This is a genomic window from Providencia lanzhouensis (assembly GCF_050469745.1).
In the GTDB taxonomy this organism is placed as follows: Bacteria; Pseudomonadota; Gammaproteobacteria; order Enterobacterales; family Enterobacteriaceae; genus Providencia; species Providencia lanzhouensis.
The window spans coordinates 3,555,397-3,569,641 of the sequence record NZ_CP174123.1; the positions used below are offsets into that span (position 1 = coordinate 3,555,397).

Here is a 14,245-nt window from a genome sequence, read left to right on the forward strand (position 1 = left end):
AGTCATGACAACTAAACGTAAACCCTATGTCAGGGAAATGAAAGGCGACTGGTGGCAAAAGCTGGGTTTCTACCGCTTTTACATCATGCGTGAAAGTACTTCCGTGCTTCAGGTTTGGTTCAGTATTTTAGTCCTGTACGGCGTATTTGCTCTGAAAAATGGACCTGAATCATGGGCGGGCTTTGTTGGGTTCTTAAGTAACCCAATCATTCTGATCATTAACATTGTGACACTGGCTGCGACGCTGCTGCATACCACAACGTGGTTCAAACTGGCGCCAAAAGCTGTCGCTATCATTGTTAAAGATAAGAAACTGCCAGATGAGCCAATTGTAAAAGGCTTCTGGGCACTCACTATAGTCGTGACTGCGGCTATTTTAGCAATCGCATTATTATTTTAATCGAAGGAGAATCTGATGAATCTAACGCCTAAACGTTCCGATGAGCCGATTTTCTGGGGATTATTTGGTGCAGGTGGTATGTGGAGCGCCGTTATTGGCCCTGCAATCATTCTCTTACTGGGTATTTTAATCCCATTAGGTGTCGCACCAGAAATGCTGAGCTATGAGCGCATCATGGCATTTAGCCAAAGCTTTATTGGACGCATTTTCTTATTACTGATGATTATTCTGCCTGTATGGTGCGGTATGCACCGTATTCACCACACCCTGCACGATTTTAAAGTGCATGTTCCAGCTACAAAATGGGTGTTCTACGGCAGCTCAGCAATCATTAGCGTTATCGCAATCATCGGTGTATTCACACTGTAATTGTTGATTAACTAAGTAAATTGATAGCAAGTACCCCGTCAATGCACTGCATGATGGGGTATTTTTTTGCATTACTTATGGCTTTCCAACCCTGAAATCAGCGCGGTTAAACCGTATAAAAATGCCGATTCCCCCTCATCACCATCCATAATGTCTAATGCTTCTTTCAATAGTGGTGGCACATTTTCATCGGTACTAGGCTCGACGTCCCGCTGAGCGGCTACATGCTCTTGCTGTTCCAGCACCGCCCCTAGCGTAAAATGCCCTACAGCACTCAAAGCATACAATCCTGCTTTTAGCGAAAAACCATTGTCCAACATAAACTGTAATTGGGTTTCAATCGTGGTGTATTGGCTTTGTGTTGGGCGAGTTCCTAGATGTACTTTGGCACCATCTCGATGGCTTAATAGCGCTCGGCGAAAACTCAGCGCGTTATTGCGTAGAAACTGCTGCCATGTTTCCCCTTCTCGCGGTAATCCATGATCATGATGACGAACGAGCATTTCCACCGCCAGCGCATCCAATAACGCACGTTTATTTTTCACATGCCAGTATAACGTTGGTTGTTCAACCCCCAACTTTTGCGCGAGCTTGCGCGTGGTCAGCCCTTCCATGCCCACTTCATTCAACAAATCCAGGGCGGCGCTAATAATGGTGTCTCTGTCTAATCGAGCCATTAAGTTCTCCTCATCATTTCTGTTGACACTCTATCACTGATAGGGATATATTCCAACTCTATCGATGATAGAGAAAATATATTATGAACAAAACCGCTGTTATTGCTTTAGTCATCACCGCCCTCGACGCGATGGGAATTGGGCTGATCATGCCTGTCTTACCCACACTATTACGGGAATATGTCACGCTGGAGCAGCTCGCTAACCACTATGGGATCTTGCTGGCACTGTATGCCGTGATGCAGGTCTTCTTTGCGCCACTGCTAGGAAAATGGTCGGATAAATGGGGACGCCGCCCGATTTTGCTACTCTCCCTTGCCGGAGCCGCGATGGATTACACCTTACTCGCGCTTTCAAGCACACTTTGGATGCTCTATTTAGGACGCTTGATTTCAGGGATCACTGGGGCAACGGGAGCCGTGGCCGCTTCGGTTATCGCCGATTCCACAAAACCTGAAGAGCGTACAACTTGGTTTGGTCGCTTAGGTGGCGCGTTTGGTATTGGTTTAATCGCAGGTCCTGTAATTGGTGGATTTGCGGGGAATTATTCTGCACATTTGCCGTTTATTATTGCAGCGATCTTAAATGCATTTACCTTCATCATGGTATTCACCCTGTTTAAAGAGCCAAAGAAAAACGTAGAATCCGAAAATCATGTAGATGCGCCACAAAACAGTCTCTCATTTATGCAGGTTGCTAAGCCTATTTTGCTGCTACTTACAGTCTTCTTCACTGCACAGTTGATTGGGCAGATCCCTGCAACGACGTGGGTATTGTTTACCGAAAGCCGCTTCCAGTGGAGTAGTGTTGAAGTTGGTATATCTCTTGCTGGGCTGGGCTTGATGCACGCCATTTTTCAGGCATTTATTGCAGGAACCATCGCCAAACGATTCAGTGAAAAAGTCACCATCATTGTGGGCTTTATTGCGGATGGCTGCGCATTTATGGTGCTAGCATTTATCACCCAAGGATGGATGATTTACCCGACATTAATTTTACTGGCTGGCGGCAGCATCGCCCTTCCCGCATTACAGGGGTTAATGTCTTCCCAAGTTAGCCAAGAAAATCAAGGTAAGCTGCAAGGAATGCTAGTCAGCTTAACTAATGCCACGGGGGTTATTGGTCCACTGATGTTCAGCATTATTTTCGGTCAAACACTCGGTATTTGGGATGGCTGGGTCTGGATGATTGGTACACTACTTTATCTCGCTCTGATTAGCTGCTTTTTACTGTTTTATCGCCCTCAACATATATTGAAAGGACATTCCGGTATTTCGGACGTAAAATGTTATTAAGTCTTCAATGAAAATAACGCGATAAGAGCCCTATTTATGTTAACGCCACCGAAAAAGCCAAGAACCAAGCCAGCAGAAGAGCGTTTGAACGACCTGATGAATGCCGCTGAAAACCTATTTCTTTCCAAAGGATTTCTCGCCACAACCGTGAGTGAAATTGTGGCCGTCGCGGATGTGGCAAAAGGGACGTTTTATCATTATTTTGAATCAAAAAACGAAATTATGGATGCCTTGCGCACCCGTTATATGGATTGGTATTTAGGGCATATTGCAGATGCGCTTTCACAGCATCAATCGGCGTCTTCACAGTTAAAATCATGGTGCGAAAACAGCGTTAAATACTATGTTGAAAAGCAGACACTACACGACATGCTCTTTCACGACGAATACCATGGTCACACTAACAGCCATGAACAACGTGCCGTTGAACAAATTAAACAGATTTTATCCCTTGGTGAACAGCAGCAAGCTTGGCATGCCGCACCACCAGAGCTTATCGCCACGATGATCTATCATTCAATGCATGCGGCAGTAGATAACCTCGCCACAACCCATGAATACAACCAAAGCAATTTGGGTGAATTGCTGTATGGGCGTTTTGTACGTCTTTTGGCGCAATAAATTGCAGTAGAGTGCCCCACGACTCAGTGGGGATTCACGACTTAATTTTGATCACTTCAGTCTCATTTGGCGATAACGTTTTTCCATCGTGTGAAAGCGGGTACATCGCCGGAATGGGGCTTTGAGTCTGTTTATCTATCAAAATAGAGTGTGGTTCTCCCTCTCGAAATAGATTCACTTCCCCCCATTGTCTTAATGCAACCACGATAGGAAAAAGGCTTTCCCCCGCCTCGGTTAACACATATTCTTGGTAAGCAGTGCCATCTGATGCATCCTTCAGTTCGAGAATATTTGCATCGACTAATTTACGTAATCTGTCTGACAGAATATTACGCGCTACCCCTAAACTTCGTTGAAAATCACCGAAACGTCGTACGCCATCAAAAGCATCACGCACAATTAATAACGACCAGCGATCCCCAATTAAATTTACGCTTCGAGCCACAGGGCACGGGGATCCTTCCATTACTGTATTCGACGACATGACTCCCCCTATATTTAATATCAAATAATTAATACCAAAAAATCTAGTTGCATTTTAAAACCAAGTGACCTAGCATTCAACTGGTTTCAAATCAAAACCAATTTCAAATTAAAACTAGATGAGTGTGCAAAATGAAAAATTCCCTTTCATTACTCCATTCGGCTATTGAGCAAAATAGCCTTCAAAATTCATTACCGAAAGGGTTAGTTTATCTCTTCGCAGTTGCCAGTGGATTAAGTGTCGCTAATGTTTACTATGCGCAACCATTGCTAAATTCACTTTCTCGTGACTTTCATATTAGTGATGCTGCTATTGGTGGCGTTATCACCGCTACTCAAGTTGGCAGTATTCTCGCGCTGTTATTGTTAGTCCCTCTGGGCGATAAAATGAAACGTCGCCACTTGATGGGATGGCAGCTCAGCGCACTTGTTCTGTCTTTGCTCATTGTTGCTATAGCAAAAACACCCGCCATGCTTCTCATAGGAATGCTCGCAGTTGGCATGCTAGGAACCGCCATGACACAAGGATTGATTTCCTATGCAGCGAGCTCAGCGGGAACTCATGAGCAAGGGCACGTAATTGGCACCGCACAAGGTGGTGTGTTTATTGGGCTTTTACTTGCAAGAGTCTTTTCTGGTGCAATAAGTGACCTAACCAGTTGGCGTGGCGTTTATCTCTCTTCTGCACTGCTGATGCTCGCTATTGCCTACCCCCTTTGGCGATATCTACCGCAGATTGATCCGCCAAAGAATGTCATGAATTACCCAACATTGCTGCGCTCAATGGCAACGTTATTTAAGCGCCAAAAAATCTTACAGGTTCGCGGTTTCTTAGCGTTACTGATGTTTGCTGCATTTAATATTTTCTGGAGTGCACTAGTCATTCCCTTAAGTGATGCGCCCCATTATTTTTCTCACACTCAGATTGGTGCGCTTGGTCTTGTCGGTGTAGTCGGTGCGTTGATTGCTTCAAGAACTGGGCGTTTAGCGGATTATGGATACGGGCAAATAGTCAGTTTTATTGCTCTGCTATTATTAACATTATCTTGGTTACCCATTGCGTTTATGGATAGCTCACTATGGGCGTTGATCATTGGGATTATTTTGCTCGATGTGGGCGGGCAGTCGTTACATGTGACGAATCAAAGCATGATTTATTGCTCAGAGCCTGAAGCACATAGCCGTCTAGTGGGGCTGTATATGATGTTTTATGCGGTCGGGAGTGGTTTTGGTGCAGTCAGTTCAACGTGGATTTATGCCCATGCGGGCTGGAATGGTGTTTGTCTATTAGGGGTCGGTGTGAGTGCCTTTGCGCTTATTTTCTGGTGGCTGACTCGCCACATTAGATAGGTAATTTAAAATGAAACGGGTAAGCCATCACTCACCCGTTTTTTATTCTCAGAAGCTTAACTAGAAAGTTTTAACCCAATTAGCCCCATCACAATCAAGCCAAGGCTCAATAAGCGGAACATATTGGCGGATTCACCAAGGAAAATAATCCCGAAAATTGCGGTGCCAATTGCACCAATTCCTGTCCAAATCGCGTAAGCGGTTCCGGCAGGCAAATCACGCATCGCATAAGCGAGTAAGCCCATACTGGCGATAATGGCGGTGATAGTGATAATGCTAGGGGTTAGGCGCGTAAAACCATGGGTATACTTTAAACCCACTGCCCAAACAACTTCTAATAAACCTGCGAATAATAAGATGATCCAAGCCATGGTGGATGTACTCCGTCAACTTCTCGGGGTCGTCCCCATTACTTAAACGTGATGATTTCAGGTCGTCCTGAACACGCGAAATGAAACCGTATTATAAACGTTCAATTTCAGAGACTCAAGTCACTTAAAATAATAATTAACACTAAATTAACACCCATATTTATCCTATTCATGCTGAATTTGAGTCCTGACATGCAATATCGTCGCACAAATCCCAAAGCACAGGTAAAGTAGAGATCCTCCGCCAATTCTGTACCGAGAAAACACCATGCGTATCAAAGATATATTACTTGCCCTGTGTGTCGTGATTATTTGGGGCGTCAATTTTGTGATCATCAAACTTGGCGTAACCGCCTTACCCCCACTACTCCTCGGTGCCTTACGTTTTGTGTTTGTGGCCTTCCCTGCCATTTTCCTATTCAAGCGTCCCAAAATTCCGCTGAAGCTCTTACTGATTTATGGGCTAACCATTAGTTTTGGACAGTTTGCGTTTCTATTTTGCGCCTTGCGTGTGGGCATGCCAGCAGGCATTGCCTCGGTGATTTTACAGTCACAAGCTTTCTTCACTATCTTGCTCGGTGCCGTGATCCTTAAAGAATCCCTACAGCCAACCCACTTTATCGGTATGTTTATCGCCATAGCGGGTCTCGGGATTTTAGCCAATGGCGCAACCTCTGGCGGAATCGATGATATCCCACTGTTGGGCTTGATCTTTATTTTGGTCGCGGGGCTTTCTTGGGCGTTCGGTAATATCACCAACCGCATCATTATGCAGCATCAAGGCGAAGAAAAATGCAGCGCCCTTTCCTTGGTCAGTTGGAGCGCCCTAATTCCAATTATACCTTTCTTATTAAGCTCTTGGATTTTCGAAGGCGAAGATGCCATTGTACAAGGCTTAGCAGGGTTTGATTGGTCTGTACTCGGTGTGATTTTGTATCTTGCCTACCTTTCCACTTTTGTAGGTTATGGGTTGTGGGGCGTGCTGCTCGGACGCTATGAGGCATGGCGCGTCGCACCATTCTCTTTATTGGTGCCCGTTTTTGGGTTAAGCAGCAGCGCATTATTCCTTGGCGAGCACATTAACGGCATACAAATTGCTGGATTAATTTTGATTATGTTAGGGCTAATCACGACATTGTTTGGTAAAAAAATTATTCAGGTGATTCGAAAGTAACCGCCAACGCATTCAAATACCGGAAATTTTCTTCCGGTATTTTTTTGTCTGTTTGATTATTTTCAGTAAAAACCCCACACACCCACGCGGATTTATAATCTAAAATTAAAATATTAATTAGGATATAAAACCAATCAATGAATTAACGCTAGACCAAAACAAGATAAAATCCAATATTAACTTCAATTTTAGTGATGCGAATTCCAATATTGGAATTTATCTACAATTTCAATTAAGTGTCTCGATTTAGCTACTTTTTCTTTCCCCCAACTCTCGCTATATCTGTTTGAGTTTTTACTTACATAAATAACTAATAAAGCTCGTTAACGAAATGGATGGGGAAAGGCTATGGGTAAACAATTGATTTGGATTGTTCTCGCTCTGCTCGGCGCGTTTTCGCTCGGTTATATTGCATTAAATCGAGGTGAACAGATCAACGCCCTGTGGATCGTGGTCGCTGCGGTCTGTATTTATTTGATCGCATATCGTTACTATGGACTGTTTATTGCGAAAAAAGTCCTGCAAGTGGACTCCACACGTATGACGCCAGCCATTCGTCATAACGATGGTCTGGATTATGTACCAACCGACAAAAAAGTGTTATTTGGTCACCACTTCGCCGCCATTGCTGGCGCAGGTCCATTAGTCGGTCCTGTACTTGCTGCACAAATGGGCTATTTACCGGGTATGCTGTGGTTGCTCGCAGGAGTGGTATTGGCAGGGGCTGTACAAGATTTTATGGTGCTGTTCGTTTCTACTCGCCGCGATGGCCGCTCTTTGGGTGAACTCGTTAAAGAAGAAATGGGCAATACAGCGGGCGTCATTGCGTTGATTGCTTGCTTTATGATCATGGTGATCATCCTTGCTGTGCTCGCGATGATTGTCGTGAAAGCGTTAACACACAGCCCATGGGGAACTTATACCGTTGCCTTCACCATCCCACTGGCTATTTTCATGGGGATTTATACCCGTTATATTCGCCCAGGTCGTATTGGTGAAGTTTCAGTTATTGGTCTGATTTTCTTAGTTTTTGCGATTATTTCAGGCGGCTGGGTCGCAGAGAGTGAAACATGGGCACCTTACTTTGACTACACTGGCGTACAGTTAACATGGATGCTGGTTGGCTATGGTTTTGTGGCTGCGGTTCTACCAGTTTGGCTGTTATTAGCCCCTCGTGATTATCTTTCTACTTTCTTGAAAATTGGGACAATTATCGGTTTGGCGATTGGTATTTTGATTTTAAATCCCAATCTACAAATGCCGTCATTAACTAAATATATTGATGGAACTGGTCCTGTGTGGGCTGGGGATTTATTCCCATTCTTATTTATTACTATCGCTTGCGGTGCCGTTTCTGGCTTCCACGCCTTAATCTCTTCCGGTACCACGCCGAAAATGCTCGCCAATGAAAACCAAGCTTGTTTTATCGGTTATGGCGGGATGTTGATGGAGTCATTCGTGGCTATCATGGCGTTAGTCGCAGCTTGTGTGATTGACCCAGGCGTTTATTTCGCGATGAACAGCCCAATGGCGATGTTAGCGCCAGCAGGAACGACGGATGTTGTGGCTTCCGCGGCGCAAGTTGTCAGCGGTTGGGGCTTCCAAATTACCCCTGAACAATTAACGCAAATTGCCAACGAAGTCGGTGAAACCAGCATTATTTCCCGTGCAGGGGGCGCTCCAACACTGGCAGTCGGTATGGCGTATATTCTTCATGGCGCATTAGGCGGGTTGATGAATGTGGCATTCTGGTACCACTTCGCTATTCTGTTTGAAGCACTGTTTATCCTGACGGCGGTGGATGCCGGAACCCGAGCGGCGCGCTTTATGCTGCAAGATTTACTGGGTGTGGTTTCACCATCATTGAAAAGAACGGATTCCCTACCCGCTAACCTGATAGCCACTGCATTGTGTGTGCTGGCTTGGGGTTATTTCTTGCATCAAGGCGTCGTTGACCCACTTGGTGGTATTAACACCTTATGGCCGCTGTTCGGTATCGCTAACCAGATGCTGGCAGGTATGGCGCTGATGTTATGTGCGGTCGTTCTGTTCAAAATGAAGCGACAAGCCTACGCATGGGTCGCGCTATTACCAACAGCGTGGTTATTGGTTTGTACAATGACCGCAGGCTGGGAAAAAACCTTCAGTGAAGATGCCCGCGTTGGTTTCTTAGCAGTCGCGAATAAGTTCCAAGCGATGTTAGATAGCGGCAACTTGCCGCCGCAATATACAGAATCTCAGTTAACTCAGTTGGTTTTCAATAACCGTTTAGATGCTGGTTTAACGATTTTCTTTATGATTGTGGTTGTAGTTCTCGCCCTGTTCTCTATCCGTACCGCGTTAAAAGCATTGAAATCTAAGGAACCGACCGCCAACGAAGTTCCTTATGAGCCAATGCCAGCCAACTACGAAGAGATTGTGGCAAACACCCGCCATCATTAATACACCGGAGATTGAGAGCTGAGAATTGAGAATCTATTAACCTTTTTACTTCAGTTTTGTATTTTAGATTTTTGATTTAGATGTTTTTCAAAACTCACTCTCTTTCTCCAAAATCGCTAGCTACGATGCAATCCTCTAAATAGTTTGTGTTGTAGCAAGGCGACGAGTTTGATAAACCCGAGGAGCATACATAAGTATGTGACTTGGGTTTAACTAACGAAGACAACACAGCTACAGCGCAAAATATGACGAGGATTTATGTTTGGAAACTTAGGGAAAGCGGCCCGTTACTTAGGCCAAGCCGCCAAAATGATGGTCGGCGTCCCCGACTACGACAACTACGTCGCTCACATGCAGCGTACCCATCCAGACCAAACGCCGATGACTTATGAAGAGTTTTTCAAAGAACGGCAGGATGCTCGCTACGGTGGTAAGGGTAAAGGCGGGTTTAAATGTTGTTAATCATTGCTCTTATTGAGCACCGCAAATAAAAAAGCCGAATACAGTACGAAACTGCATTCGGCTCTTCTTGATCTCACTTCGCCACTCACTATAATGGCTGGCTTGATCTGTCGACGATTATTTCACGCGTGAAACGTATTCGCCTGAACGAGTGTCAACTTTGATCACTTCGCCGATCTGAACAAACAGAGGAACTTTAACCACTGCACCAGTGCTTAACGTTGCTGGCTTACCACCAGTACCTGCTGTGTCACCTTTCAGACCTGGATCTGTTTCGACAACTTCTAATTCAACGAAGTTCGGCGGAGTTACCGCGATTGGACGACCGTTCCACAGCGTTAAGATACAATCAGCTTGGTCGATCAGCCATTTTTCGTTGTCACCGATAGCTTTCGCATCTGCTGCCAGTTGTTCGAAAGTTTCGTTGTTCATGAAGTGCCAGAACTCACCGTCGTTGTACAGGTAAGTTAAGTTCATATCCATGACATCTGCGCCTTCAACAGAATCAGTAGATTTAAAAGTTTTTTCCAACAGTTTGTTAGAAATCAGTTTACGCAGACGAACGCGTGCGAACGCTTGACCTTTACCCGGTTTAACGAATTCACTTTCAAGAATTGCACACGGCTCACCATCTAACATGATTTTAAGACCTGAGCGGAATTCATTGGTACTATAAGTAGCCATGGAGATCCTCTATTTATAAACTAAAAATGGCATAGCCAAAAAATGGTCGATATTATAACTCAAAATACCTCATCCAGAGAAGTCTGGATACAACAACTTGCCGAAGCAGTCACTAATCCGGATGAATTGCTGCAATTACTAAACTTAGAAGACCATCAGCCATCGCGAGAAGGTCATGAAGCACGTAAGTTATTTCCTTTACGTGTTCCGCGTCCTTTTATTTCGCGAATGAAAAAAGGTGATCCACTAGACCCTCTGTTATTGCAGGTATTAACCGCAAAAGCAGAGTTCGATATACATCCAGGTTTTTCTACTGATCCACTAGAAGAGCAGGATAACGCGATCCCGAGTTTACTCCACAAGTACCGTAACCGCGCATTAATGCTGGTTAAAGGGGGTTGTGCAGTGAACTGTCGATACTGCTTTCGCCGGCATTTTCCTTATGAAGATAACAAAGGAAATAAAAATAACTGGTTGATGGCTGTGGATTATATAAAAAACCACAGTGAACTCAATGAAATCATCTTCTCTGGCGGTGATCCTTTAATGGCAAAAGACCACGAACTTGACTGGTTAATTAGCCAACTTGAGGAAATTCCACATATTACTCGCTTGCGAATTCATTCTCGCTTGCCAGTGGTAATTCCAGAAAGAATTACAGATACCTTTTGCCAGCGTTTATCTCAGTCACGTTTGCAGGTCATTATGGTGACTCACGTTAACCATGCTAACGAGATTGATGATGAATTTACGAAAGCGATGCAGAAATTAAAACGTGCAGGCGTCACACTGCTCAACCAAAGCGTATTGCTCCGCCAAGTTAATGACAATGTCACTGCTTTGGCAAACCTGAGCAATGCCCTATTTGATGCAGGAATTTTACCGTATTACTTGCATGTGCTCGATAAAGTCCAAGGTGCTGCCCACTTCTTAGTGAGTGATATTGAAGCTCGACAATTAATTCGTGAATTGTTAAGTCAGGTCTCGGGGTATTTAGTACCGAAGTTAGCGAGAGAAATTGGCGGGGAGCCAAGCAAAACCTTACTCGATTTAAACTTGCGCCAAAGCTAGTCTGAGTTAATAAACATCAAAACTAATAGGCATAAAAAAACCCGCTTAACTGATTAAGCGGGTCTTATTGATACATGATTATTGGCACTTATAAACTTGGCCAACCATTTTGCTATCAACAGGAACAAAGCTAGATAGGACAGTTTCGCTTGGGCTTGAAGCACCAAAAATCACGTTACCACCCATTGCTGCAGCTTTGTTACGTAAATCATTTGCTGCGCCGCGCATGGAGCTAGATTCGTTATTAACGCCGCTCAACCAGTTGCTTTGAGTTCCAGTGACTTGACCAAGAAGTTGACATTCGCTTCCCGGTTGATTTTCAACAAAACGAACTTGTGAGCCTGCCGCAGTCAGATCATTGGTTGATGTACAACCTGCTAAAGTTAGTAATGCAGCAGCACCAAGCAAGACTTTAATTCGCATGTTTTCCCTCATTTTTTATTGTGTTTTTGCAGCTGGTTGTTGAACCTTTATAGCTCCAATCACTCAAAATTCTGTTTTATGACAGTAAATTAGCGTACTAGATATCCAAGTAGGCTTGATAAAAACTGTCAATCGCTCAGAGTTTATCACAAAACAATCAATACGCTTGTGATGTTCTTTACTTATTTAAACTATTTTTTACCTTGGGTTAAATATAACCCGATGAGTTACCTTAACGCAAAAATAAGTAATAAACCTCACAAATACAAAGCACGAAAGCATTAATTTGATTACCTATAAAAAAACCGGCACCACTCGATAATTCATGGTGCCGGTCTTATTTTGGCTGGTAGCCACTAGTTAGTGGCTACTGGCGCACAATGTTTGCCTACTGGCTTACATCATGCCGCCCATTCCGCCCATGCCACCCATACCCGCTGCGCCTAAATCAGGAGCGTCAGATGCTGGCATATCAGTGATCATCGCTTCAGTCGTAATCATCAGACCTGCGATTGATGCTGCGAATTGCAGAGCAGAACGAGTAACTTTAGTTGGATCCAGAATACCCATTTCGATCATGTCGCCATAAGTATCTGTTGCTGCATTGTAACCGTCGTTGCCAGTTGCTGCTTTAACATTGTTAACAACAACAGAAGCTTCTTCACCTGCGTTAGTGACGATTTGACGCATTGGCGCTTCCATCGCACGCAGAGCAACACGGATACCTACGTTTTGTTCTTCGTTATCGCCTTTCAGTGCTTCCAGTTTAGCCGCAACGCGAACTAACGCAGTACCACCACCAGCAACAACACCTTCTTCAACCGCTGCGCGAGTTGCGTGCAGAGCATCGTCAACGCGAGCGCGTTTTTCTTTCATTTCAACTTCAGTTGCTGCACCCACTTTAATTACCGCAACACCGCCAGCTAATTTCGCTACGCGTTCTTGCAGTTTTTCACGGTCGTAATCAGAAGAAGACTCTTCGATTTGTTGACGGATTTGAGTCACACGACCTGCGATTGCAGTTTCGTCACCGATACCATCGATGATGATAGTGGTGTCTTTGTTGATAACGATACGTTTAGCTTGACCTAAATCTTCTAACGTTGCTTTTTCCAGCTCCATACCGATCTCTTCAGAGATAACAGTACCGTTAGTCAGGATAGCGATATCTTGCAGCATTGCTTTACGGCGGTCACCGAAACCAGGCGCTTTAACCGCAGCGACTTTCACGATACCACGCATGGTGTTCACGACTAATGTAGCCAGTGCTTCACCTTCAACATCTTCAGCGATGATCAGCAGTGGTTTGTTCGCTTTAGCAACGCCTTCTAATACTGGCAGTAATTCACGAATGTTAGACACTTTTTTGTCGACTAACAGGATGAATGGGTTTTCCAGTTCAACAACGCCAGTTTCTGGTTTGTTGATGAAGTAAGGAGATAAATAACCGCGGTCAAACTGCATACCTTCAACCACGTCTAATTCGTCTTCCAGACCAGTACCTTCTTCAACGGTGATAACGCCTTCTTTACCGACTTTCTCCATTGCTTCTGCAATTAATTTACCAACAGTTTCGTCGGAGTTTGCAGAAATAGTACCAACCTGTGCGATTGATTTAGTATCTGAACATGGAACTGACAGAGTTTTCAGTTCTTCAACAGCAGCAACGACTGCTTTATCGATACCACGTTTCAGATCCATTGGGTTCATACCCGCAGCAACTGCTTTCAGACCTTCGGTGATAATTGCTTGAGCTAAAACGGTAGCGGTTGTTGTACCGTCACCCGCTGCATCGTTAGCTTTAGAAGCAACTTCTTTCACCATTTGTGCACCCATGTTTTCGAATTTATCTTCTAATTCGATTTCACGAGCAACAGAAACACCATCTTTAGTGATAACTGGTGATCCAAAAGATTTGTCTAAAACAACGTTACGGCCTTTAGGACCTAAAGTTACTTTAACTGCATCAGCAAGAACATTGACACCACGAAGCATTTTTGTACGAGCGTCATTACCAAATCTAACGTCTTTAGCTGCCATTATCTCTTTCCTTTAAATTCTTTTCGTTTGATGAAAGTTTTAAGTGAAAATTCTTATTCAACGATTGCTAAGATGTCGCTTTCGGACATGATTAACACTTCTTCGTTGTCGATTTTTTCAGCTTTTACGCCATAACCGTCGTTAAAAATTACGATATCGCCAACTTTCACATCCAGCGCTTTAACGTCGCCATTTTCGAGGATGCGGCCTTGGCCCACAGCGATAACTTCACCACGAGTTGATTTGCCCGCAGCACTGCCAGTTAACACGATACCACCAGCAGATTTAGATTCGATTTCTTTACGTTTAACGATAACACGGTCATGCAATGGACGAATTTTCATTAATAGTTCTCCTACAAATAAAGTCCATACGGGTAAAAG

General features: G+C 44.2%; 16 protein-coding genes. 9 read left to right on the forward strand and 7 right to left on the reverse strand.

The features are described from left to right. Nucleotides 1-4: 4 nt before the first annotated feature. On the forward strand, nt 5-400 hold the full coding sequence (gene frdC / locus ACIH2S_RS16665; RefSeq protein ID WP_006659010.1) for a fumarate reductase subunit FrdC: 396 nt from the start codon (nt 5-7) through the stop codon (nt 398-400). A gap of 15 nt (nt 401-415) precedes the next feature. Next, a complete protein-coding gene (gene frdD, locus ACIH2S_RS16670) occupies nt 416-769 on the forward strand; it encodes a fumarate reductase subunit FrdD (RefSeq protein ID WP_006659009.1) in 354 nt (117 codons plus the stop codon). 71 nt (nt 770-840) lie between these two features. Here the strand turns inward: frdD and tetR are convergent, their stop codons facing one another. After that, nucleotides 841-1,446 carry a tetracycline resistance transcriptional repressor TetR gene (gene tetR, locus ACIH2S_RS16675; RefSeq protein ID WP_036955966.1) on the reverse strand — a complete coding sequence of 202 codons (606 nt, stop codon included), beginning with the start codon at nt 1,444-1,446 and terminating at the stop codon, nt 841-843. Nucleotides 1,447-1,529: 83 nt separating this feature from the next. On the opposite strand from tetR, the gene tet reads away from it, so the two are divergent. Beyond that, nucleotides 1,530-2,741 carry a Tet(A)/Tet(B)/Tet(C) family tetracycline efflux MFS transporter gene (tet, locus tag ACIH2S_RS16680; RefSeq protein ID WP_349488054.1) on the forward strand — a complete coding sequence of 404 codons (1,212 nt, stop codon included), beginning with the start codon at nt 1,530-1,532 and terminating at the stop codon, nt 2,739-2,741. 36 nt (nt 2,742-2,777) lie between these two features. Next, nucleotides 2,778-3,362: a TetR/AcrR family transcriptional regulator gene (locus tag ACIH2S_RS16685; protein ID WP_272535297.1), complete on the forward strand. Its 585-nt coding sequence runs from the start codon at nt 2,778-2,780 to the stop codon at nt 3,360-3,362. Nucleotides 3,363-3,396: 34 nt separating this feature from the next. Here ACIH2S_RS16685 and ACIH2S_RS16690 read toward each other — a convergent pair whose 3' ends face one another. Beyond that, a complete protein-coding gene (locus ACIH2S_RS16690; protein WP_108478401.1) occupies nt 3,397-3,846 on the reverse strand; it encodes a winged helix-turn-helix transcriptional regulator in 450 nt (149 codons plus the stop codon). A 131-nt stretch (nt 3,847-3,977) separates the two neighbouring features. Here ACIH2S_RS16690 and ACIH2S_RS16695 point away from each other — a divergent pair, with 131 nt between their 5' ends. Further along, the gene (locus ACIH2S_RS16695; protein WP_349488055.1) at nt 3,978-5,195 is read left to right on the forward strand and encodes an MFS transporter; all 1,218 of its coding nucleotides are present in this window, start codon (nt 3,978-3,980) and stop codon (nt 5,193-5,195) included. A gap of 56 nt (nt 5,196-5,251) precedes the next feature. Here the strand turns inward: ACIH2S_RS16695 and sugE are convergent, their stop codons facing one another. After that, nucleotides 5,252-5,566 (reverse strand): quaternary ammonium compound efflux SMR transporter SugE, encoded by a 315-nt coding sequence (gene sugE, locus ACIH2S_RS16700; RefSeq protein WP_006659000.1) that lies wholly within the window; start codon nt 5,564-5,566, stop codon nt 5,252-5,254. Between the two features lie 268 nt (nt 5,567-5,834). Between sugE and ACIH2S_RS16705 the strand changes: the two genes are divergently transcribed. From ACIH2S_RS16705 to ACIH2S_RS16715, 3 genes are all read left to right on the forward strand, one after another. After that, on the forward strand, nt 5,835-6,740 hold the full coding sequence (locus ACIH2S_RS16705) for an EamA family transporter (protein ID WP_036955957.1): 906 nt from the start codon (nt 5,835-5,837) through the stop codon (nt 6,738-6,740). Nucleotides 6,741-7,088: 348 nt separating this feature from the next. Beyond that, on the forward strand, nt 7,089-9,182 hold the full coding sequence (cstA, locus tag ACIH2S_RS16710; protein WP_036955955.1) for a pyruvate/proton symporter CstA: 2,094 nt from the start codon (nt 7,089-7,091) through the stop codon (nt 9,180-9,182). A 258-nt stretch (nt 9,183-9,440) separates the two neighbouring features. Continuing rightward, nucleotides 9,441-9,644, forward strand: coding sequence for a YbdD/YjiX family protein (locus tag ACIH2S_RS16715; protein ID WP_006658997.1), 204 nt, complete (start codon nt 9,441-9,443; stop codon nt 9,642-9,644). Nucleotides 9,645-9,761: 117 nt separating this feature from the next. On the opposite strand, the gene efp is transcribed toward ACIH2S_RS16715, so the two are convergent. After that, on the reverse strand, nt 9,762-10,328 hold the full coding sequence (efp, locus tag ACIH2S_RS16720) for an elongation factor P (RefSeq protein ID WP_006658996.1): 567 nt from the start codon (nt 10,326-10,328) through the stop codon (nt 9,762-9,764). A gap of 42 nt (nt 10,329-10,370) precedes the next feature. On the opposite strand from efp, the gene epmB reads away from it, so the two are divergent. Next, nucleotides 10,371-11,399, forward strand: a complete 1,029-nt coding sequence (epmB, locus tag ACIH2S_RS16725) for an EF-P beta-lysylation protein EpmB (RefSeq protein WP_036955952.1) — start codon at nt 10,371-10,373, stop codon at nt 11,397-11,399. A gap of 78 nt (nt 11,400-11,477) precedes the next feature. Here epmB and ACIH2S_RS16730 read toward each other — a convergent pair whose 3' ends face one another. The 3 genes from ACIH2S_RS16730 to ACIH2S_RS16740 all read right to left on the reverse strand — a co-directional run bounded on the left by ACIH2S_RS16730 (nt 11,478) and on the right by ACIH2S_RS16740 (nt 14,206). Next, complete coding sequence (locus ACIH2S_RS16730) at nt 11,478-11,822, reverse strand: DUF4156 domain-containing protein (protein WP_036955950.1); 345 nt, start codon at nt 11,820-11,822, stop codon at nt 11,478-11,480. A 396-nt stretch (nt 11,823-12,218) separates the two neighbouring features. Continuing rightward, nucleotides 12,219-13,862: a chaperonin GroEL gene (gene groL / locus ACIH2S_RS16735; protein WP_036955948.1), complete on the reverse strand. Its 1,644-nt coding sequence runs from the start codon at nt 13,860-13,862 to the stop codon at nt 12,219-12,221. Between the two features lie 53 nt (nt 13,863-13,915). Then, a complete protein-coding gene (locus tag ACIH2S_RS16740) occupies nt 13,916-14,206 on the reverse strand; it encodes a co-chaperone GroES (protein WP_108478399.1) in 291 nt (96 codons plus the stop codon). Nucleotides 14,207-14,245: the final 39 nt, after the last annotated feature.